Genomic DNA, 21663 nt, shown 5'->3' with positions numbered 1-21663 from the left:
TACGCTCGGTCCATGGCTCTGACTACCTCCGCCGAAACGCCGCTCCCCGTCGGTGAGGTCTCCCGGCTGATCGGGGGCTGGATCGACCGGCTCGGGGCGATCTGGGTCGAGGGGCAGATCACGCAGCTGTCGCGGCGCCCCGGTGCCGGGGTCGTCTTCCTGACGCTGCGGGACCCCTCGTACGACGTCTCCGTCGGCGTCACCTGCTACCGGCAGGTCTTCGACGCGGTCGCGGACGTCGTGTCGGAGGGGGCCAGGGTCGTCGTGCACGCCAAGCCCGAGTGGTACGCGCCGCGCGGGCAGCTCTCGCTGCGGGCCGCCGAGATCAAGCCGGTCGGGATCGGGGAGCTGCTCGCCCGGCTCGAACAGCTGAAGCGGACCCTGGCCGCCGAGGGGTTGTTCGCGCTTGACCGGAAGAAGCCGCTGCCGTTCCTGCCGCGCCGGATCGGCCTCGTCTGCGGCCGCGCGTCGGCGGCGGAGCGGGACGTCCTGGAGAACGCGCGCCGCCGCTGGCCCGCCGTCGCCTTCGAGGTGCGCAACGTCGCGGTGCAGGGCGTGAAGGCCGTCCCGCAGGTCGTCCAGGCGGTCCGGGAGCTCGACGCGGACGAGGACGTGGACGTGATCGTCGTGGCCCGGGGCGGCGGCAGCGTCGAGGACCTGCTGCCGTTCTCGGACGAGCAGCTCGTCCGGGCCGTGGCCGACTGCCGCACGCCGGTGGTCTCCGCGATCGGGCACGAGCCGGACTCCCCGCTGCTCGACCTGGTGGCCGACCTGCGCGCCTCGACGCCGACGGACGCGGCCAAGAAGGTCGTCCCGGACGTCGGCGAGGAGCTCGACCGGGTGCGCGGCCTCCGGGACCGGGCGCTGCGGACCGTGCAGGGGCTCCTGGACCGGGAGGAGCGCGGCCTGGCGCACGCGCTCGCGCGGCCCGTCATGGAGCAGCCGCTGCGGATGGTCGAGGTGCGCGAGGACGAGGTGTCCGCGCTGCTCGCCCGGAGCCGACGGGTCCTCGGCCATCTCCTCGACCGGGCCGACTCGGAGCTCTCGCACACGCGGGCGCGGGTCCGCGCGCTCTCCCCCGCCGCGACCCTTGAGCGGGGGTACGCGGTGCTCCAGCGGGCGGACGGCACGGTGGTCCGCTCCCCCGGCGAGGTCGCCGGGGACGAGGAGCTGCGGGCCCGGGTCGCGGAGGGCGAGTTCACGGTGCGGCGCGTGGCCGACTCCGGCTGAGCGGCCCGAGGGCCCCCACAGATCACCACATCGACGGAAGGACGGACATGGCAGCGGGCACGGATACGGGTACGGGTACGGACGGGACCGCCCTCGGGTACGAGCAGGCGCGGGACGAGCTGATCGAGGTCGTCCGGCGGCTCGAAGCGGGCGGGACCACCCTGGAGGACTCCCTCGCGCTCTGGGAGCGCGGCGAGGAGCTGGCGAAGGTCTGCCGGCTCCGCCTGGAGGGCGCCCGGGCCCGCCTGGACGCCGCACTGGCGGCGGACGCGGCGGACGCGGCGGACGCGGAAGGGGAGGACGGGGCCTCCGGGGGCGACGGGAAGTGACGCTCCGGGGCGTCCCCGGCCTGGCGTAGACTCAGGAGTGAACCGGATCACTATCCGGATGAGATAGTTGAACTTTCACCAATCACGGGCGTACTGTCGAGGACATCGCTTGAACTTTGTACGAGCGACCCCCACCTTGTGCAGTTTGTGCAGTCCGGAAGGTACGCAGCATGTCTCTCGCCCTTGACCCCGCCGCCCAGGACCTCCTCTTCCGCGAGGCCCGCACCGCCAACACGTTCACCGACGAGCCGGTGACCGACGAGCAGGTCCAGGCGATATACGACCTGGTGAAGTACGGCCCCACCGCCTTCAACCAGACCCCGCTGCGCATCACCCTGGTCCGCTCCCCCGAGGCCCGCGAGCGCCTGGTCAAGCACATGGCCGAGGGCAACCGGCCCAAGACCGCCGCCGCCCCGCTCGTCGCGATCCTCTCCGCCGACAACGAGTTCCACGAGGACCTGCCGGCGCTGCTCCCGCACTTCCCGCAGGCCAAGGACATGTTCTTCGGCGAGCGCCCGGTCCGCGAGCAGTCCGCCCTGCTGAACGCCGCCCTCCAGGCCGCGTACTTCATCGTCGGCGTCCGCGCCGCCGGCCTGGCCGCCGGCCCGATGACCGGCCTGGACTTCGCCGGCGTCCAGAAGGAGTTCCTCGACGCCGACCACACCCCGCTGATGGTCGTCAACATCGGCAGGCCGGGCGAGGACGCCTGGTTCCCGCGCTCCCCGCGCCTCTCCTTCGACGAGGTCGTCACCACCGTCTGAGACCGGTGACCGGCCGCGCGACGGCCGGCCGCGGACACGGAAAGGGCCCCGCACTCATGGAGTGCGGGGCCCTCCCCGTACCGCCGCGTCCGTCAGACCTTCTGCGCCCGCAGCGAGCCCGCCATCTCGGTCAGCCGCTCGAAGGACGCCGTGCCGGTCACCACCGTCGTCGCGCCGCCCTCCGTCCGTACGAGCGCGTCGTACTTCGGGCCCTCCCAGCGCTGCCAGACCTGGCCGGCCACCGTCTCGGTCTTCCCGGTGTCCTTCGCGCCCTGGCTCACCTTGGGCGCGAACGTGCGCGGCTCCGCCGTCGACTGGTGGATCGCCACGTACTGGGTGTCCGGGGAGAGGAAGCCGAGCTGCCAGGCGTCGGAGTTCTCGCGCTTGTACGAGACGACCGTCGCCTTCCAGCCGTCGCCGAGGCCCTGGGGGGCCAGCACCGGGTACGGCGCCGCCCGCTGGGCCGTCAGGAGCTCGACCCGGTAGTCCTTCGCCTTCACCGGGTCCGCGTGCTCGTCGTGCGGGATGAAGAGATACATCACGCCCGCGGCGACCATGATCACACCGAGGGACTGGAACATCCCGCGTACCGTCTGCCTGCCTCGCATACCTGCCACGCCCCCCATGGTCGCATCACGGTCCCGCGCTCATACGTGGGCCCCTCTGCTCAATTTGTCGACCTGACGATAGAGTCGCAGCACCCTCGTATTCTCCGGCCGTCGCCGTACAGATTTCCGGCCGTCGCCGTACAGAAAGGTGCGCAACGATGACCGAGCACACCCTCCCGCCCGAACTGGAGGTCTCTCCGGAGGCCCCCGACCGCAACCTCGCCCTCGAACTGGTGCGCGTCACCGAGGCCGCCGCCATGGCCGCCGGACGCTGGGTCGGCCGGGGCGACAAGATCGGCGCGGACGGCGCGGCGGTCAACGCCATGCGGACCCTGATCTCCACCGTCTCGATGGACGGCGTCGTCGTCATCGGCGAGGGAGAGAAGGACGAAGCGCCGATGCTGTTCAACGGCGAGCGGGTCGGCGACGGCACCGGCGCCGAGGTCGACATCGCCGTCGACCCGATCGACGGCACCACGCTCAATGCCAAGGGCATGCCGAACGCGATCGCCGTCCTGGCCGCCGCCGACCGCGGCACCATGTTCGACCCGTCCGCGGTCTTCTACATGGACAAGCTGGTCACCGGCCCGGAGGCCGCCGACTTCGTCGACATCGACGCCCCCGTCTCGGTCAACATCCGCCGGGTCGCCAAGGCGAAGAACTCCTCGCCCGAGGACATCACGGTCGTCATCCTGGACCGCCCCCGCCACGAGGGCATCGTCAAGGAGATCCGCGAGACCGGGGCCCGGATCAAGTTCATCTCGGACGGCGACGTCGCCGGTTCGATCATGGCCGTCCGCGAGGGCACCGGCGTCGACATGCTCATGGGCATCGGCGGCACCCCCGAGGGCATCATCTCCGCCTGCGCCATCAAGTGCCTCGGCGGCGTGATCCAGGGCAAGCTGTGGCCGAAGGACGACGCCGAGCGGCAGAAGGCGCTCGACGCGGGTCACGACCTGGACCGGGTGCTCTCCACGGACGACCTGGTCAGCGGCGACAACGTCTTCTTCGTCGCGACCGGCATCACGGACGGCGAGCTGCTGCGCGGAGTGCGGTACCGCGCCGAGACGGCGACCACGCAGTCCCTCGTGATGCGCTCGAAGTCCGGCACGATCCGCCAGATCGACTCCACGCACCGGCTCTCGAAGCTGCGCGCGTACAGCAAGATCGACTTCGACCGCGCCAAGTAGGCGCGGGCGGGCACCCGCCCGCCGGACGACACGGAAGAGGGCGCCCCCCATGTGCGGTGGGGGCGCCCTTCTGCGTACGTACGGACCGGCGGAGGTCCCGCGTCCGGCCCCGGTCCCGTCCTGCCCCGGTCCCGTCCTGCCCCGGTCCCGTCCTGCCCCGGTCTCGTCCGGCCCCGGCGTCCGGGCTCCGTGCCTCCGCGCCTCCGTCAGCCCGCCTGGGCGATCCGCTCCGTCGCGGCCGCCTTCCTCAGCTCCACCTCGCGCCGCCGGCGCCGGGCGAGGACGACGCGGCGCTCCGCCGCCGTGAGCCCGCCCCACACCCCGTACGGCTCGGGCTGGAGCAGCGCGTGCTCGCGGCACTCGACCATCACCGGACACCGCGCGCAGACCCGCTTGGCGGCCTCCTCGCGGGCGAGGCGCGCGGCCGTCGGCTCCTTGGAGGGAGCGAAGAAGAGTCCTGCCTCGTCGCGGCGGCACACCGCCTCCGCGTGCCACGGGCCGCCCTCGTCCTCGCGGGCCGGGGTGCGGGCGGGAGGAACGGCGACGGCCTGGAGGGGCTGATGCGGCAGTTGCAGCACGGTCTACTCCTGACGACTGACGACGGCTTCGCGAGCGAGAGGCGATGCCACGAGCCTTACCCGCTGTGCGCGCGCCTATGCACTGGGTGCCGCGCCGTTCCGCACTGCGGATGCCCGACGGCGAATTCCGGTCGCCCGCCGGGTCGGTCGCCCGCGCGCGGACCCGTCGTCAGTGGCCGAGGTGCTTGCGCATCCTGCTCTGGAGGTCCGTGATCCACTTGCCGCGCTTGGGCCTCGCCTCGACGTTCCCGAAGACCGAGTAGCCGTTGATGACGACGACCGGGGCCTGCGGGTCGACGCCCTCCAGCGTCACGACCTCGAAGTTGCCGAAGATCCCGCTGCCGTTGCCGCGCAGGCTGATGTTCTCCGGGACCCGCACCTCGACGTTGCCGAAGATGGAGGTGGCGTTGATCGTGGTCAGGCGCTGGGCGAAGATCGCCTCGGTCAGGTCGATCTCGATGTTGCCGAAGAGCGCGAAGGCGTTCGTCCGGCGGCTCACCCGCCAGCGGCCCTTGCGGGTGGTGCTGGAGAAGATCGCCACCAGGTTGTCCGGGGTCCCCTCCTGGTCGTCGGGGCCGTAGGAGTAGGCCGGCTCGGGCTCCGGCCGGGAGGTCCGGGCGGCCGGCAGGTCGCGGACGATCGGCTCCAGCTCCCCGACCGTCTTGGCCCGGTAGACCGCGTCGATCCGGTCCGAGTGCTCCTCGGCGTCGAGCCGCCCCTCGGCCAGGGCGTCCCCGAGGATGTCGGCGATCCGGTCCCGGTCCGCGTCCGAGGCCCGCAGCGCGCCCCGCGGATCGGCGAAGGCGGGCTCCGCGGGGGCGGTCTCGGCGGGGGCGGCCGACCGCTGCGGCTGCGGCTGCTTCTCGGGTTCGGGCTGCTTTTCGAGGTCCACGGAGCCAGCCTAGCGAAACGCGATAGATCGCGACCAGGGGGCGGGGCCGGGACCTGTGGACGGGGCCGGATCCGGCCGGCCCGTACCAAGTGAGCCTTACCTCACAGGATCGGCGGAACGGGGGCGTTCTACGCTGGAGGGCGCGTTGCCAATGGAGGCGGCGCCGTCGCCCGCCGAGTGAGGAATGACCGCCGTCATGCCAGAGTTTTCGTACTCCGATCTGCTCCCCCTGGGAGAGGACACCACGCCCTACCGCCTGGTGACCGCCGAAGGCGTCTCGACCTTCGAGGCCGACGGGCGTACGTTCCTCAAGGTCGAGCCGGAGGCGCTGCGGCGGCTGGCCGCCGAGGCGATCCACGACATCCAGCACTTCCTGCGCCCGGCCCACCTGGCCCAGCTGCGCCGGATCATCGACGACCCGGAGGCCTCGGGCAACGACAAGTTCGTCGCGCTCGACCTCCTCAAGAACGCGAACATCGCCGCCGCCGGCGTCCTCCCGATGTGCCAGGACACCGGCACCGCGATCGTCATGGGCAAGCGCGGCCAGAACGTGCTGACCTCCGGCCGCGACGAGGAGGCCCTGTCCAAGGGCGTCTACGACGCGTACACCAAGCTCAACCTGCGGTACTCGCAGATGGCCCCGGTGACCATGTGGGAGGAGAAGAACACCGGCTCGAACCTGCCCGCGCAGATCGAGCTGTACGCGACCGACGGCGGCGCGTACAAGTTCCTCTTCATGGCCAAGGGCGGCGGCTCCGCCAACAAGTCCTTCCTCTACCAGGAGACCAAGGCGGTCCTCAACGAGGCCTCCATGATGAAGTTCCTGGAGGAGAAGATCCGCTCGCTCGGCACGGCCGCCTGCCCGCCGTACCACCTGGCGATCGTCGTCGGCGGCACCAGCGCCGAGTTCGCCCTGAAGACCGCGAAGTACGCCTCCGCGCACTACCTGGACGAGCTGCCCACCGAGGGCTCGGCCGAGACCGGCCACGGCTTCCGCGACAAGGAGCTGGAGGAGAAGGTCTTCGAGCTGACGCAGAAGATCGGCATCGGCGCCCAGTTCGGCGGCAAGTACTTCTGCCACGACGTGCGCGTCGTCCGTCTCCCCCGCCACGGCGCCTCGCTGCCCGTCGCCATCGCCGTCTCCTGCTCGGCCGACCGCCAGGCGGTCGCGAAGATCACGGCCGAGGGCGTCTTCCTGGAGCAGCTGGAGACGGACCCGGCGCGCTTCCTGCCGGAGACCACCGACGAGCACCTCGACGAGGCCTCCGACGTGGTGCGGATCGACCTCAACCAGCCGATGGACGAGATCCTCGCCGAGCTGACCAAGTACCCGGTCAAGACCCGCCTCTCGCTCACCGGCCCGCTGGTCGTGGCGCGCGACATCGCGCACGCCAAGATCAAGGAGCGCCTGGACGCGGGCGAGGAGATGCCGCAGTACCTGAAGGACCACCCGGTGTACTACGCGGGCCCGGCGAAGACCCCCGAGGGCTACGCCTCCGGCTCCTTCGGCCCGACGACGGCCGGCCGCATGGACTCGTACGTGGAGCAGTTCCAGGCGGCGGGCGGCTCGAAGGTCATGCTGGCCAAGGGCAACCGCTCGAAGCAGGTCACGGACGCGTGCGGCGGCCACGGCGGCTTCTACCTCGGCTCGATCGGCGGCCCGGCGGCGCGGCTCGCGCAGGACTGCATCAAGAAGGTCGAGGTCGTCGAGTACGAGGAGCTCGGCATGGAGGCGGTCTGGAAGATCGAGGTCGAGGACTTCCCGGCGTTCATCGTGGTGGACGACAAGGGCAACGACTTCTTCCAGAACCCGGCGCCGGAGCCGACGTTCACGCACATCCCGGTGCGGGGCCCCGGTCTGGCCTGATCCCGCGTCACCCCGCCGACGCCCCCGCTCCCTTCGGACCGGGGGCGTCGGCGTGTCCGGACACCGTGGAGGTCGGGGGCGTCGGCGGAGCCGGGTGCCGTCGGGACCGGGGGGGCGTCGGGACCGGGTGCCGTCGGGACCGGGGGGGCGTCGGAACCGGGTGCCGTCGGAACCGGGGGGTTATCCGCGCGCCCGGACGCCGTCGGGCCAGAAAGTCGCTACCGACCGGTAGTCCTCCCGTCGCCTACCCGTCAGTATGGGGCGCGAGCATGACAAGCACTGAGCAGCACCCACCGATCAGTCCGCATTGGTCGACCTCTCGGGAGCCCCCATGCCCTCCACCCCCCTCCGCGGGCGCGCCGCCGCCGGATCCGCCGCCGCGCTGGCCCTCTCCGCGTTCCTCGTCGTCGGGCCCGCGCCCACCGCGTCCGCCGCCACCGCCTCCGACCCGAACGACCACCTGGTGTCGACCGCCGCGATCGCCGGCATCGACTACGCCACCTGGCGCCGCGACGTGGCGGCCGTCGTCGCCGAGGCGCGCCCGTACGTCGAGGAGCGCGTCAAGGACGCCGGGCGCGAGAAGCAGGCCCTGGTCCTCGACATCGACAACAGCTCCCTGGAGACGGACTTCCACCCGTTCTGGGAGCTGCCCACCCCGGCCATCGCCGATGTCCGCGCCCTCGTCCGGGACGCCCACGCGCGCGGGGTGGCCGTCTTCTTCGTCACCGCACGGCCCGGGATCATCCACTCGCTCACCGACTGGAACCTGAAGAAGGCCGGCTACCCGGTCGACGGCCTGTACGTGCGCTCGCTGCCCGACCTGTTCGCCGAGGTCAGCGCGTACAAGACCGAGAAGCGCGCGGAGATCGAGGCCAAGGGCTACACGATCATCGCGAACATCGGCAACAACACCACCGACCTGGTCGGCGGCCACGCCGAGCGCACCTTCAAGCTGCCGGACTACGGCGGCAAGCTCTCCTGACGTCCTCGCGGGGGCCGGGGGCGGTTACGCTGCCGATCATGAGACTTCCGATACGGCTCCTGGTCCCCGTCGTCCTCGTGGCGGGGCCGCTGCTGACCGGCTGCGGCGGCTCCGAGCCGCGCCCCGAGGCCGTCCCGGGGGCGCCGGCGCCCGCCGCGAAGCCGTCGGACGCCACGCCCTCGGCGGCCGGGTCCCCGGACGTGCCCGCCGCCGCGGCCTCCCTCGGCGGGCCGGGGACGGCCTGCCCGCTGCCGGTCTCCTTCTCCCTCGCGAAGGACTGGAAGCCGAAGGCGGTCGAGCTCCCCGCGGACCCGGACCCGGACCTCGTGGACCTCGTACGCCAGGGGCCGGCCGTCATGCGCTGCGAGATCGACGCCAAGCCGGCCGGGCACATCGGCTTCCTGCGGGTGTGGACGGTGGAGAAGGGGTCAGCGCAGCCGTCCGCGCGGGCCGCGCTCGAAGCCTTCGTGAAGGGGGACGAGACCAGCTCGGCCGTCTCGTACCGGGAGGGCAGGGCGGGCGCGCTGCCCGCCGTCGAGGCGACGTACACGGTGCGGAGCACGCTCTTCGACGAGGACAAGGAGGAGCGCGCCTTCGCCGTCGCCACTCCGCGGGGGGTGGTCGTCGTCGATCTCGGCGGGTCGGACACCGAGGAGCACCGCGCGATGCTCCCGGCGTACGAGCTGGCCCGTACGAGCCTGAAGCTCGGCTGAGCCGTGACCGCGGCCCCCGTCCCTCGCCGGACGGGGGCCGCGGCGTTTCCGGCCGGGTGCGGGCTACGCGAACTTCTGGTTCGCGGAGCCGTCGCAGGCCCGGAGCCTGATCTGCTCCTTCGCCGCGCCCTGGGTGAGGCACATGCCGGTCGCGGCGGCGGGCCGGAGGGTGGCGCCGTCGCGGACGAACTTCTGGTTGGCGCCGCCGTGGCAGTTCCAGAGGATCAGGCCCGTGCCGGCGCGGTACTGGAGGTCGGGCACGTCCACGCAGCGGTCCTGGGTGAGGCCGGTGTGGACGGTCTGCCGGGCGGAGTCGTACCACCAGGTCTGGTTGCGGCCGTCGTGGCAGTCCCAGCCGAGGACCCGGGTGCCGTTGGCGCTGGCGGCCGCGTCGACGTCGAGGCAGTTGCCGGTCGCCTGGTTCCTCAGGGGCCGGTAGGCGTCGTCCCAGGCGAGCGGGAAGAGGGCGGGCTTCCCGGTGGAGTTCACGTCGGCGCAGCTCGCCTCGCGCAGGCCCGAGGCGTAGAGCTGGGTGAGGCAGGACGCGAAGGCGGCGTGCCCGCGCGCGTTGGGGTGGAAGGACTGGCGGACCGAGTTCTCGTCCGGGAGGCCAGGCTTGGAGAGGTCGATGTAGAGGCCCCGGGCCCAGGGCTCCTCCGTGCAGACCTCGTGGCCGTGGAAGAGGCGGGAGTTGTCGAGGTAGGTGGCGCCGGTGGACGCGGCGGCCTTCCGCATGCCGCGCTCGAAGGCGGGGACGGCGGTGTTGCGGCCCCAGACGGTGTCGGAGTCGTAGCCCATGCCGCCGCAGACCAGTTTGCCGGGGAAGTTCGGGTTGTCGCGGAAGTCGGGGCCGATCGGGCTCGGGTAGCCCATGAGGACGAGCTTGTAGTCGCCGTCGGCGTATCCGGCGTCGCGCATGACGCCCTTGAGGTCGCGGACGGTCTGCTCGACCTTGGGGACGAGTCCGTCGACGCGGGCCTGCCAGCCGGGGGCGTACTTGGGCTCGCAGGTGCCCTGGCTCAGCAGGTAGCGGGTGACGCAGTCGGTCATGACCGGGCCGAACTGGAGGTCGTCGTTGGCCCCGGCGACGAGCAGGACCATCTTGATCCGGGTGTTGCGGGCCTTGATGGCGAGGCTGTCGCTCTGGACGAGTTCGTCGGCGTACTGCTTGGAGCCGCCGACCTTGATGTTTCCGGTGTACGCGCCGGAGCAGGACACGTTGAACGTGAGGTCGGCGGGGATGCCGGTGCGGTGGACGGCGGCCTCGGGCGAGCGGTGGCACCAGTTGGCGGGACCGTTGGTGGGGGGTTCGTAGGTGCCGACGCCCTCGCCGGAGATCTCGCTGTCGCCGAGCGAGATCAGTCCGCTCTTCCGCTGGTCGAGCGGGCGCTCCTCGGGGCTTCCGTAGATCTTGGTCGCCTCGGCCGCCCGGATGGTCTCCAGCGCGGGGGGCAGGGGTACGGAGGTGGCGGCGGCCCTCGCACCCGTGCCCGTGGTCGTGTCGGCCGCGCCGGCGGGAGCGGTGGCCGCGATCATCGTTCCGAGGACCGCCGCGGCCGTGGCGACGGCGGCGACGGGCCGGCGGAATCTGTACCTGGTGCGCGTCATTGCGCCTCCTGGAAGTGGGGTTACCCACGGTTTTTACTGGCCGGTACGCGCCTTGGGAATACATCGAACAAGACAAGTGCTCAACTTTTGCGGGAGGTTGGAGAAGATGAACGACAGCGAGCGGGCCGGGGACTTCCGGATCGAGCACGACTCCATGGGCGAGGTGCGGGTCCCCGCGCACGCCAAGTGGCGGGCCCAGACCCAGCGGGCGGTGGAGAACTTCCCCGTCTCGGGCCAGCGCCTGGAGCGCGCCCACATCGAGGCCCTGGCCCGGATCAAGGCCGCCGCCGCCAAGGTCAACGCCGGGCTCGGGGTGATCGACGAGGACCGCGCGGAGGCGATCGCCTCGGCGGCGGAGGAGGTCGCGGAGGGGCGCTGGGACGCGCACTTCCCCGTGGACGTCTTCCAGACCGGCTCGGGCACCTCGTCCAACATGAACACCAACGAGGTGATCGCCACCCTCGCCACGGAGCGGCTGCCCGAGGGCCGGGAGGTGCACCCCAACGACCACGTGAACGCCTCGCAGTCGTCCAACGACGTCTTCCCGTCCTCCATCCACATCGCGGCGACCGGCGCCGTCACCCGCGATCTGATCCCCGCCCTGGAGCACCTGGCCGCCGCCCTGGAGCGAAAATCGGCCGAATTCGCGAAGGTCGTGAAGTCCGGCCGCACGCATCTGATGGACGCCACCCCGGTCACCCTGGGCCAGGAGTTCGGCGGCTACGCGGCGCAGGTGAGGTACGGGGTCGAGCGGCTGCGGACCGCGCTCCCCCGGCTCGCCGAACTCCCCCTCGGCGGCACGGCGGTGGGCACCGGCATCAACACCCCGGCCGGCTTCTCGGCGGCCGTCATCGCGGAGGTCGCCCGGACGACCGGACTGCCGCTGACCGAGGCCCGCGACCACTTCGAGGCGCAGGGCGCCCGCGACGGCCTGGTGGAGACGTCGGGGCAGCTCAGGACCATCGCCGTCTCCCTCACCAAGATCGCCAACGATCTGCGCTGGATGGCGAGCGGGCCGCGCACGGGCCTCGCCGAGATCAACCTGCCCGACCTCCAGCCCGGTTCCTCGATCATGCCGGGCAAGGTGAACCCGGTGATCCCCGAGGCGGTCCTGATGGTCGCCGCGCAGGTGACCGGAAACGACACCACGGTGGCGGTGGCGGGCGCGGCCGGGAACTTCGAGCTCAACGTGATGCTGCCGGTGATGGCCAAGAACCTGCTGGAGTCCGTACGGCTTCTGGCCAACGCCTCCCGGCTGCTCGCGGACCGCACGGTCGACGGGATCACGGCCAACGCCGAACGCGCCCGCGAGTACGCCGAGTCCTCGCCGTCCGTGGTCACCCCGCTGAACAAGTACATCGGCTACGAGGAGGCGGCCAAGGTCGCCAAGAAGTCCCTCGCGGAGCGCAAGACCATCCGCGAGGTGGTCCTGGAGTCCGGCTACGTCGAGCGGGGCGACCTCACGGTGGAGCAGCTGGACGAGGCACTGGACGTGCTGCGGATGACGCACCCGTAGGGAGGGGGAGGGGCCGGCGGGCCCGCCGACGGCCCCCGTAGGGAGGGGGAGGGGCCGGCCGGCCCGCCGACGGCCCCGTACACCCCGTGCGCCGGGCCCCCGTACACCCCGTGCGCCGGGCCCCCGTACACCCCGCGCGCCGGCTCTTCCGTGACCCGCGTCGCAGCACGGGTGGGAGCGCGCCCCTAAGATCTGCGCATGACAGGATCGGACGCCTCTCAGCACTGGGCGCCGGGGGACCACGTCCTCTGGCGCTACCGCGGCAACGGCACCGGGGCCGTGCACATCTGCCGGCCGGTGACGGTCGTCCAGGACACGCCCGAGCTGCTCGCGGTCTGGATGGCGCCCGGCACCGAGTGCGTCCGGCCCGTGCTCGCCGACGGCACCCCCGTCCACGACGAGCCGCTCGCCACCCGCTACACCGCTCCCCGCACCACCGAGCGGGCCCGCTGGGCGGGCAGCGGGGTGCTGAAGCTGGCGCGGCCCGGCGAGCCCTGGTCGGTGTGGCTGTTCTGGGAGCGCGGCTGGCGCTTCCGGAGCTGGTACGTGAACCTGGAGGAGCCGCGGACCCGCTGGTCCGGCGGCGTCGACTCCGAGGACCACTTCCTCGACATCTCCGTCTACCCGGACCGCAGCTGGCTGTGGCGGGACGAGGACGAGTTCGCGCAGGCCCAGCGGTCCGGACTGATGGGCCCGGAGCAGGCGGCGGAGGTGCGGGCCGCCGGGCGGCTCGCGGTGGAGCGGATCCAGGCGTGGGGGGCGCCGTTCGCGGACGGCTGGGAGCACTGGCGGCCGGATCCGGCCTGGCGCGTTCCGGAACTGCCGGCGGACTGGGATCGCACCCCGGCGCACACGGGGCCGTGAGACCCTTGATGCGCCCCAGGGGTTCAAACGTAGGATCGTCCTCCGCACGTCGGAGACGGACCGCACGGCACGTCAGACCTACCGAACAGTACGTCAGCGACCGAACAGCACACTGGACCTGACCGCCAGTCACCCACGAGGGGGAGAGCAGTGCCGGACGTCTGCCCGGGTGTTCCGACCCCCGTCGCCGCCGCGACCCGCGGAGCGTCCGCATCCGCTGCATACGAGGGGTTTATCCCCGCCGAAGGCGCGGCATCGGCGAGAAGAGCGAGTGCATCGCACCACCGGCCCGGACGGACGGAATCCCACGCGTGACGGAGCATCCCACCTCCCACGAAGGCCGGCAGCCCCTGGCCGCCCGGCCGCAGGAACGTGCGCGCCCCCGCCAGGAGGCGGCCGGCCTGCCCGACGTGCCCGCGCAGCCGGGCGGAGCACCGGTCCCCTGTGCGGAGTCCCCGGCGGCGCCCGGCGCGCCCGCGGCGCCCCTCGGGGCCGGTGTCCCGGGCGGCTCCGCCGCCGTGGCCGTCGCCGTCTCCCCGCAGCCGTCCGGCGGCGGGGGCACCTCGGCGCGGCGGGAGGGCGAGCGGCTGCGATTCGTCGGGGCGGCGACCCGCCGCATCGCCCGCGGCATCGACCTGGACGAGATCGTGCTCGGCCTGTGCCGGGCGACCGTGCCCACGTTCTCCGACGAGATCCTGGTCTACCTGCGCGATCCGCTGCCGGTGGGCGACGAGCGTCCGGTGGCGCCGTTCGTGCTGCGGCTGCGCCGGACGGACCGGCTGCGGTTAACGGACCCGGAGTCCGAGGAGCTCGTCCTCGTGCCCGATCCGGATCCGACCCCCGCGGCCGAACTCTGCGAGGTGCGGTCCGGAGGAGCGCTCGCCGAGGTGCTGCGCGGGGTGCGGCCGGTCTTCGGCGACTCCGCCGCCGCCCGGGAGGCGCTGACCGAGCTGCTCGGCACCGACCATCCGCTGCCCGGCGGGCTGCGGGCGATACTGGCTCCGCTGCGCGGCCGGCGCCGGGTGATCGGCGCGGCCGTGTTCCTGCGCCGTCCGGAGCGGGCCGGCTTCGAGCCGAACGACCTGTTGGTGGCGGCGCAGCTGGCCACCCACACGGCGCTCGGCATCGACAAGGCGGTCCTGTACGGCCGGGAGGCGTACATCGCGGACGAGCTCCAGCGGACGATGCTGCCGGACTCGCTGCCGCAGCCGACCGGGGTCAGGCTGGCCTCGCGCTATCTGCCGGCGGCCGAGACGGCCCGGGTGGGCGGCGACTGGTACGACGCGATCCCGCTGCCCGGCAGCCGGGTCGCCCTGGTCGTGGGCGACGTCATGGGCCACTCCATGACGTCGGCGGCGATCATGGGCCAGCTGCGCACCACCGCGCAGACCCTGGCCGGGCTCGACCTGCCGCCGCAGGAGGTGCTGCACCACCTGGACGAGCAGGCGCAGCGGCTCGGCGAGAACCGGATGGCCACCTGCATGTACGCGGTGTACGACCCGGTCTCGCACCGGATCACGGTGGCGAACGCCGGCCATCCGCCGCCGATACTGCTCCATCTGGGCGGGCGCGCGGAGGTGCTGCGGGTGCCGCCGGGCGCGCCGATCGGGGTGGGCGGGGTGGACTTCGAGGCGGTCGAGCTGGACGCCCCGGCCGGTGCCACGCTGCTGCTGTACACCGACGGCCTGGTGGAGTCCCGGCTGCGGGACGTGTGGACGGGGATCGAGCAGTTGCGGGAGCGCCTGGCGGCGACCGCGCAGCTGACCGGGCCCGACCACTCGCCGCCCCTGGAGGCGCTCTGCGACGACGTCCTCGACATGCTGGGTCCGGGCGACCGGGACGACGACATCGCGCTGCTCGCGGCCCGGTTCGACGGGATCGCGCCGAGCGACGTGGCGTACTGGTTCCTGGATCCGGAGGACGCGGCCCCGGGGCGTGCCCGGCGGCTCGCCCGGCGGGCGCTGGCCCGCTGGGACCTGGAGGAGCTGACGGACTCGGTGGAGCTGCTGATCAGCGAGGTCGTGACGAACGCCGTGCGGTACGCGGAGCGGCCCGTGACCCTGCGGCTGCTCCGTACGGACGTGCTGCGCTGCGAGGTCGGCGACGACTCCCCGCAGCTGCCCCGGCAGCGGCGGGCGCGGGACACGGACGAGGGCGGGCGCGGCCTGTTCCTGGTGAACCGGCTGGCCCGGCGCTGGGGGGCGACCCGGCTCTCGGGCGGCAAGGTGGTCTGGTTCGAGCTGGCGACCCGCACCTGAGCGGGATCGTCCCCGGACGGCCGGAAGGCCGGGCCCCCGAGGGGGTCCGGCCTTCCGTGCGTCTCCGTGCGGCTCCGTGCGTCTCCGTGCGTCTCCGTGCGGCTGTCGCGCTACCGCGGCGCCGTCGGGCGGACGGGCCTGCCGGTCGTGTCACCGCCCGGCTCGGGGTCGGTGCCGCCGCCGTCGGGCGGTTCGACGGAGGGCGGCGGGGACGGCTCGCCGGTCGTCGGCTCGTCGGTGGGCGTCGGCGGGGTGGTGGCCGGGTCGCTCGTGCGGGTCGGCGGGGTGGTGGCGGGTTCGGTCGCCGGCGGGGTCGTGGTGCCCGGGGAGGCCGTGGTCGGCTCGTCCGTCGGCTCCTCGGGGCCCCCGGTGGTCGCGCTGGGGTCGGGCTCGACGGCGTCCGTGCCGTCGGTCTCCAGGTCGAACCGGGCGTCGGAGCCGCCGTTCAGGGCGCGGGTCGTGTAGTCGCCCCAGATCTGCGCGGGCTTGCCGCCGCCGTTGGCGCGGCCCCGGTTGATGGTGTTGGTCAGGGTGACCTGGTTGCCCTTGGTGTCCTCGCCGAAGAGGCCGACGGCGGTGACGAGTTCGGGGGTGTAGCCGACGAACCAGGCGGAGCGGTTGTTCTCGGAGGTGCCGGTCTTGCCGGCGGCCGCGTAGTCCCCGGCGGCGCGGGTGCCGGAGCCGCTGCGCACGACGCCGGTCATGGCCTTGGTGGCGGTGTCGGCGGCCTCGCGGGTGATGACCTGGTCGCCGATCGGGTCCGCAGCCCGGACCGTGCGGTCCCGGTGCGCGGCGGACTTCACCAGGGTCGGGGTGACCCGCTTGCCGTGGTTGCCGAGGGTGGCGTAGACGCCGGCCATGTCCAGGGTCGAGGCGTTCATGACGCCGAGGGAGATGGCGGGGGCCTCGGGGAAGTCCCTGCCGTCCTTCATGCCGAGGGCGAGGGCGGTCTTCTTCACCTCGGCGGGGCCGACGTCGACGATCATCTGGGCGTAGACCGAGTTGATCGAGCTGTTGGTGGCCTTCTGGACGGTGACGGAGCCGTAGTCGCGGTCGCCCTCGTTCTCCGGATCGAAGGGGATGTCGCTGCCCACGACGGGGCGCTTGCTGGTGCCGTCGTAGATCGTGCCGAGGCCGATGTGGCGCCCGTCCTGGGTCTTCGAGTGGTTCTCGATCGCGGAGGCGAGGACGATCGGCTTGAAGGTGGAGGCGGGCTGGTAGTCGCGGCGGGTGGCGTTGGAGATCCAGTGCTCGGTGGCGCCGACGCCGCCGTACATGGCGACGACCGCGCCGGTCTTCGGGTCGACGGAGGTGGCGCCGGCCTGGACGACGGCGTGCTTCTCGTTCCCCTTGCGGTCGAGCTTGGACTCCAGCTGCCTGTCGACCGCCTTGACGAGGGCCTTCTGCTTCTTCTCGTCGATGTTGAGGGTGAACGTCCAGCCGCCGGCCTTGATGTCCTCCTCGCTGACGCCCCGGCGCATCAGCTCCTGGTTGGCGGCCTCGACGAGGTAGCCGGTCTGGCCCTCCATGCCGGGGAGCGGCTTGGGCTTCTGCGGCGCGGGGAACTTCATGCCGGCGCGCTCGGAGGACGACAGCCAGTTCTCCTCGACCATGTTGTCGAGGACGTAGTTCCAGCGCTGTTCGACGAGCTTGCGGCCGGTGGCGTTCGCGGAGGTCCAGTCGTACTGGTTGGGGGCCTGGAGCAGGGCGGCGAGGTAGGCGCCCTGGGCGGTGGTGAGCCGGGAGGCGTCGACGCCGTAGTACGAGCGGGCGGCGGCCTGGATGCCGTAGGCGCTGCGCCCGTAGTAGCTGGTGTTCATGTACCCGGCGAGGATCTCGCTCTTGCCCATGTTCTGGTCGACCTTGAGGGCGATGACCATTTCCTTGAGCTTGCGGGTCGCCGTCTGGTCCTGGCTCAGGTAGTAGTTCTTGACGTACTGCTGGGTGATGGTCGAGCCGCCCTGCTTGCCCTTGCCCGTGATGGTGGACCAGGCGGCGCGGGTGGTGCCCTTGATGTCGACGCCGTTGTCCTTGTAGAAGGTCTTGTTCTCGGCGGCGACGAACGCCTGCTGGACCTGCTCGGGGATCTTGTCGAGGCCGACGATCTCGCGGTTGATCTCGCCGGTGCGGGCGAGGATCTTGCCGTTGGAGTACTTGTAGATGTTGCTCTGCATCGTCGCCTCGGCGTTGGCCGTCGGCACCGGGACCATGAGGTAGACGACGTACAGGGCGCCCATGCCGAGCAGGCAGCACACCAAGAAGGTGCCCAGGAGCTTCTTCCAGGAGAAGAGGCGGCGTATGCCGCTCTTCCTCGCCTTGCCCGTCTCAGGTCGGCCCATCTGTCCTGTCGCTCCGCTCGTCGTGTGTCCCGGCGCTCCGGCGCGTGTCCGCGCGGGCCGGATCAGCTCAGCAAGCTAACACCGGCAGGACGGACATAGGAGACCGATCACGTCTTTTCAGGACGTGAGAATCAGCACCCACGCCCAGAGGAACCGACGCCCATATGCGTCGAACGGTTGCGTGAAGGGGGCATTCCGCTTGCGCCGACCGCTTGCCCGGTGGCCGTACACCGCTTGCCGGATCGCTATACATCGCATGTATACACACCATGTACAGTGACCGGCATGTCCATCGGTCACACCCTCCTCGGGCTCCTGGAGTCCGGCCCGCGCCACGGCTACGACCTCAAGCGCGCCTTCGACGACAGATTCGGCCACGACCGGCCGCTCCACTACGGCCAGGTCTACTCGACCATGTCCCGGCTCCTGAAGAACGGCCTCGTGGTCGTCGACGGCGTCGAGGCGGGCGGCGGCCCCGAGCGGAAGCGGTACGCCGTCACCGAGGCCGGCATCACCGATGTCGCCCAGTGGCTCGCCACCCCCGAGAAGCCGGAGCCGTACCTCCAGTCCACGCTCTACACCAAGGTCGTCCTGGCCCTGCTGACCGGCCGCGGGGCCGACGGGATCCTCGACGCCCAGCGCTCCGAGCACCTGCGCCTGATGCGCGAGCTCACCCGGCGCAAGAAGGACGGCGACCTGGCCGACCAGCTCATCTGCGACCACGCCCTCTTCCACCTGGAGGCGGACCTGCGCTGGCTGGAACTGACCGCCGCCCGGCTCGACCGGCTCGCCGAGGAGGTCCGCCGATGACCCCGCGCCTCCCGGACCGCACGGACCGCACGGACCGCACGGACGGGGAGACCCGCCGATGACCTCCGTACCCCTCCTGAGGGCCGCCGGCCTCGACAAGGCCTACGGGCCGACCCCGGCGCTCGCGGGCGCCGACTTCTCGCTGCGGGCAGGCGAGGTCGTCGCCGTCATGGGCCCCTCCGGCTCGGGCAAGTCCACCCTGCTGCACTGCCTGGCCGGGATCGTCCGCCCCGACGCGGGCACCATCAGCTACGACGGGCGGGACCTCACCGCGCTCTCCGACCGCGAGCGCAGCTCCCTGCGCCGCACCGACTTCGGCTTCGTCTTCCAGTTCGGCCAGCTCGTCCCCGAGCTGACCTGCGCGGAGAACGTGGCCCTCCCTCTCCGCCTCAACGGCGAGAAGCGGAAGGCCGCCGAGGCCAGGGCCGTCGAGTGGCTCGCCCGCCTGGAGGTCGACGCCGTCGCGGCCAAGCGCCCCGGCGAGATATCCGGCGGCCAGGGCCAGCGCGTCGCCGTCGCCCGCGCGCTCGTCACCGCCCCGCGGGTCGTCTTCGCCGACGAGCCGACCGGCGCCCTCGACTCCCTCAACGGCGAACGGGTCATGAGCCTGCTCACCGAGGCCTCCCGGGACACCGGCGCCGCCGTCGTCCTCGTCACCCACGAGGCCAGGGTCGCCGCCTACTCGGACCGCGAGATCGTCGTGCGCGACGGCCGGGTGCGGGACGCGGAGTGGGCGGCATGAAGCTCCGCACCTGGGCCCGCGACCTGACGATGGGCGCCCGGTTCGCCGTCACCGGCGGCCGTCCCGGCCTGCTGCGCACCCTGCTGACCGCGACCGGCGTCGGCTTCGGGGTGGCGCTGCTGCTGCTCGCCGCCTCCCTGCCGAACATGCTCTTCCAGCGGGAGGTGCGCGAGGCGGTCCGCGCCGTCGACGAGAGCCGGGAGGTCACCGCCCCCGGGCCCGACACCTTTCTCCACTTCGACCGGGCCACCACCTACCGGGACGACGTCGTCTCCGGGCTGCTGCTGCAGCCCGACGGCGACGCGCCCCCGGTCCCCCCGGGCGCGACCGCGTTCCCCCGGACCGGCGAGATGCTGGTCTCCCCCGCGCTCCGCGACCTGCTCGACTCCCCCGAGGGCGCCCTGCTCAAGGAGCGGATCCCCTACGAGGTGGCCGGAACCCTCGGCAAGGACGGGCTCATCGGCCCGGCCGACCTGCGGTACGTCGCCCACGTCGACTTCCTCGACACCGCCAACCTCGACGGGCGCGGGCAGCGCTTCGGCTGGTCGGTGCCCGAGGAGCCGATGAACGCCTTCCTGATCCTCCTCGTGGTCGTCGCCTGCGTCGTCCTGCTGCTGCCCGTGCTCGTCTTCATCGCGACCGCCGTCCGCTTCGGCGGCGAGCAGCGCGACCGACGGCTCGCGGCGCTCCGGCTGGTCGGCGCGGACGTCCCCACGACCCGGCGGATCGCGGCCGGCGAGTCCCTCGCGGGCGCGCTCCTCGGCCTCCTGGTCGGCGCCGGACTCTTCGCGGCGGCCCGGCAGTTCGCCGGCTCCTTCACCATCTGGGACGTCAACGCCTTCCCCTCCGACGTCGTGCCGATGCCCGCGCTCGCCGCCCTCGCCCTCGTGACCGTTCCGGTCGCCTCGGTCGTGGTCACCCTCGTCGCGCTGCGCGGGGTGGCGATCGAGCCGCTCGGCGTCGTCCGGGCCTCCGTGCCGCGCCGCCGCCGGCTGTGGTGGCGCCTGCTGCTCCTGGCGGCCGGCGCCGCCCTGCTCGCCCCGCTCATGGGCCGGGTCCAGGTGACCGGGACCAGCATCGACACCGTGCCCGTCGTGGCCGGCACCGTCCTCTTCCTGATCGGTCTGACCACCCTCCTGCCGTGGCTGGTCGAGGCCGGGGTGAAGCGGCTGCACGCCGGGCCCGTGGCCTGGCAGCTCGCCGTCCGCAGGCTCCAGTTGAGCAGCGGCACGGCGGCCCGCGCGGTCAGCGGCATCGTCGTCGCGGCCACCGGCGCCATCGCGCTCCAGATGCTCTTCCAGGCGATGGAGAACGACTTCACGCTGCCGACCGGCGAGGACTCGGCCCGCGCCCAGATCGCCTTCGGCGTCCACGAGAAGTCCTTCGACGAGGCCCGCGACATCACCGCCCGCTTCGCGCGGACCGAGGGCGTCGCCGAGGCGATGTCCGTCATCGAGTCGCACGTGTGGCGGCCCGGCCCGCTGGAGAAGGGCAGGGACTTCGCCCCGACGACCCCGCTCAGGGTCGGCGACTGCTCCTCCCTCCGGGAGTTCGCCACCCTGCCCTCCTGCCGGGAGGGCGACGTCTTCGTCGCCCTCGCGCACGGCGCGCAGGGCGGCCTGGACGACGCGCGGATCACCGAGGTCGCGCGGGCGGGCGCCACGGTCGTCCTGCGCGACCCGCACCCGCCGGAGGGCGAACGGAAGCGGGCCGAGGACACCCCGCCGCCGCGGTGGAGGATCCCCGCGGGCGCGAAGGTCGTGGACTCCCGCCCCGACCCGACGGGCATGTACCAGTACGGCGTCCTCGCCACCCCGTCGGCGATCGACACCGGCCTGCTCGGCGAGTCCTACGCGCAGAACATGATCCGGCTCGACCCGGCCGTGCCCGACGCCGCCGACCACGCGCGGAACACGGCGGCGGCGATCGACCCGACCGCCTGGGTGAAGGACCTGAAGGACACCGAGCGCGACGCGGCCTTCTCCAGCGTTCGCACCGGCATCCTCGTCGGCTCCACCCTGACCATGCTCCTGGTGGCGGCCTCGCTCCTGGTCACCACCCTGGAGCAGCTCAGGGACCGCAAGCGGCTGCTCTCCTCGCTCGTCGCCTTCGGCACCCGGCGCTCCACCCTGAGCTGGTCGGTGCTGTGGCAGACGGCGGTGCCGATCGCCCTCGGCCTCGCGCTCGCCGTGGCGGGCGGGCTCGGCCTCGGGGTCGTCCTGCTGAGGATGGGCGGACAGCCGGTCCACGACTGGTGGGTGTTCCTGCCCGTGGTCGGCATCGGCGCCGCCCTGATCGCGCTGGTGACGCTCCTGAGCATGCCGGTCCTGTGGCGGCTGATGCGCGCGGACGGGCTGCGCACAGAGTAACCCGTCG

General features: G+C 72.5%; 18 protein-coding genes. 13 read left to right on the top strand and 5 right to left on the bottom strand.

The window, feature by feature from the left end:
* Positions 1-12: 12 nt before the first annotated feature.
* From xseA to ACWGSR_RS07065, 3 genes are all read left to right on the top strand, one after another.
* Complete coding sequence (gene xseA, locus ACWGSR_RS07075) at positions 13-1230, top strand: exodeoxyribonuclease VII large subunit (protein WP_376234988.1); 1218 nt, start codon at positions 13-15, stop codon at positions 1228-1230.
* A 47-nt stretch (positions 1231-1277) separates the two neighbouring features.
* Positions 1278-1559, top strand: a complete 282-nt coding sequence (locus ACWGSR_RS07070; RefSeq protein WP_453564124.1) for an exodeoxyribonuclease VII small subunit — start codon at positions 1278-1280, stop codon at positions 1557-1559.
* A gap of 170 nt (positions 1560-1729) precedes the next feature.
* Positions 1730-2320, top strand: coding sequence for a malonic semialdehyde reductase (locus ACWGSR_RS07065; protein ID WP_453564121.1), 591 nt, complete (start codon positions 1730-1732; stop codon positions 2318-2320).
* Positions 2321-2412: 92 nt separating this feature from the next.
* Here the strand turns inward: ACWGSR_RS07065 and ACWGSR_RS07060 are convergent, their stop codons facing one another.
* Positions 2413-2946, bottom strand: coding sequence for a DUF4245 domain-containing protein (locus ACWGSR_RS07060; protein WP_376234980.1), 534 nt, complete (start codon positions 2944-2946; stop codon positions 2413-2415).
* Positions 2947-3086: 140 nt separating this feature from the next.
* Here ACWGSR_RS07060 and glpX point away from each other — a divergent pair, with 140 nt between their 5' ends.
* Positions 3087-4118 (top strand): class II fructose-bisphosphatase, encoded by a 1032-nt coding sequence (glpX, locus tag ACWGSR_RS07055; RefSeq protein WP_366371530.1) that lies wholly within the window; start codon positions 3087-3089, stop codon positions 4116-4118.
* 206 nt (positions 4119-4324) lie between these two features.
* Here the strand turns inward: glpX and ACWGSR_RS07050 are convergent, their stop codons facing one another.
* Together ACWGSR_RS07050 and ACWGSR_RS07045 are read right to left on the bottom strand one after the other, a co-directional pair.
* Positions 4325-4696, bottom strand: coding sequence for a WhiB family transcriptional regulator (locus tag ACWGSR_RS07050; RefSeq protein WP_366371528.1), 372 nt, complete (start codon positions 4694-4696; stop codon positions 4325-4327).
* Between the two features lie 169 nt (positions 4697-4865).
* On the bottom strand, positions 4866-5588 hold the full coding sequence (locus ACWGSR_RS07045) for a DUF1707 SHOCT-like domain-containing protein (RefSeq protein ID WP_453564118.1): 723 nt from the start codon (positions 5586-5588) through the stop codon (positions 4866-4868).
* A gap of 196 nt (positions 5589-5784) precedes the next feature.
* On the opposite strand from ACWGSR_RS07045, the gene ACWGSR_RS07040 reads away from it, so the two are divergent.
* From ACWGSR_RS07040 to ACWGSR_RS07030, 3 genes are all read left to right on the top strand, one after another.
* On the top strand, positions 5785-7455 hold the full coding sequence (locus tag ACWGSR_RS07040; RefSeq protein WP_453564115.1) for a fumarate hydratase: 1671 nt from the start codon (positions 5785-5787) through the stop codon (positions 7453-7455).
* 331 nt (positions 7456-7786) lie between these two features.
* Positions 7787-8437: an HAD family acid phosphatase gene (locus ACWGSR_RS07035; RefSeq protein WP_453564113.1), complete on the top strand. Its 651-nt coding sequence runs from the start codon at positions 7787-7789 to the stop codon at positions 8435-8437.
* A 38-nt stretch (positions 8438-8475) separates the two neighbouring features.
* The gene (locus ACWGSR_RS07030) at positions 8476-9150 is read left to right on the top strand and encodes a lipoprotein (protein WP_453564110.1); all 675 of its coding nucleotides are present in this window, start codon (positions 8476-8478) and stop codon (positions 9148-9150) included.
* Positions 9151-9213: 63 nt separating this feature from the next.
* Here ACWGSR_RS07030 and ACWGSR_RS07025 read toward each other — a convergent pair whose 3' ends face one another.
* Complete coding sequence (locus ACWGSR_RS07025) at positions 9214-10758, bottom strand: ricin-type beta-trefoil lectin domain protein (protein ID WP_453564108.1); 1545 nt, start codon at positions 10756-10758, stop codon at positions 9214-9216.
* A 106-nt stretch (positions 10759-10864) separates the two neighbouring features.
* Between ACWGSR_RS07025 and ACWGSR_RS07020 the strand changes: the two genes are divergently transcribed.
* The 3 genes from ACWGSR_RS07020 to ACWGSR_RS07010 all read left to right on the top strand — a co-directional run bounded on the left by ACWGSR_RS07020 (position 10865) and on the right by ACWGSR_RS07010 (position 15396).
* Positions 10865-12274, top strand: coding sequence for a class II fumarate hydratase (locus tag ACWGSR_RS07020; RefSeq protein ID WP_453564105.1), 1410 nt, complete (start codon positions 10865-10867; stop codon positions 12272-12274).
* 198 nt (positions 12275-12472) lie between these two features.
* Positions 12473-13138: a cytidylyl-2-hydroxypropylphosphonate hydrolase gene (fomD, locus tag ACWGSR_RS07015; RefSeq protein WP_376234966.1), complete on the top strand. Its 666-nt coding sequence runs from the start codon at positions 12473-12475 to the stop codon at positions 13136-13138.
* Positions 13139-13449: 311 nt separating this feature from the next.
* Positions 13450-15396, top strand: coding sequence for a SpoIIE family protein phosphatase (locus ACWGSR_RS07010; protein ID WP_453564102.1), 1947 nt, complete (start codon positions 13450-13452; stop codon positions 15394-15396).
* 110 nt (positions 15397-15506) lie between these two features.
* Here ACWGSR_RS07010 and ACWGSR_RS07005 read toward each other — a convergent pair whose 3' ends face one another.
* The gene (locus ACWGSR_RS07005) at positions 15507-17735 is read right to left on the bottom strand and encodes a transglycosylase domain-containing protein (RefSeq protein ID WP_453564100.1); all 2229 of its coding nucleotides are present in this window, start codon (positions 17733-17735) and stop codon (positions 15507-15509) included.
* A gap of 285 nt (positions 17736-18020) precedes the next feature.
* On the opposite strand from ACWGSR_RS07005, the gene ACWGSR_RS07000 reads away from it, so the two are divergent.
* From ACWGSR_RS07000 to ACWGSR_RS06990, 3 genes are read left to right on the top strand one after another with little or no spacing between them, the layout of a single operon-like run.
* Positions 18021-18545 carry a PadR family transcriptional regulator gene (locus tag ACWGSR_RS07000; protein ID WP_376234959.1) on the top strand — a complete coding sequence of 175 codons (525 nt, stop codon included), beginning with the start codon at positions 18021-18023 and terminating at the stop codon, positions 18543-18545.
* Between the two features lie 58 nt (positions 18546-18603).
* Entirely contained in the window at positions 18604-19287 is a 684-nt protein-coding gene (locus ACWGSR_RS06995; protein WP_376234957.1) for an ABC transporter ATP-binding protein, read from the top strand.
* Complete coding sequence (locus tag ACWGSR_RS06990; RefSeq protein ID WP_453564096.1) at positions 19284-21656, top strand: FtsX-like permease family protein; 2373 nt, start codon at positions 19284-19286, stop codon at positions 21654-21656. The genes ACWGSR_RS06995 and ACWGSR_RS06990 overlap by 4 nt, the downstream gene beginning before the upstream one ends.
* Positions 21657-21663 lie beyond the last annotated feature (7 nt).

It is taken from the genome of Streptomyces sp. NPDC055632, assembly GCF_053618675.1.
The sequence above is the reverse complement of the archived record's forward strand: the minus strand, read 5'-3'. Positions and strand labels throughout refer to the sequence as shown.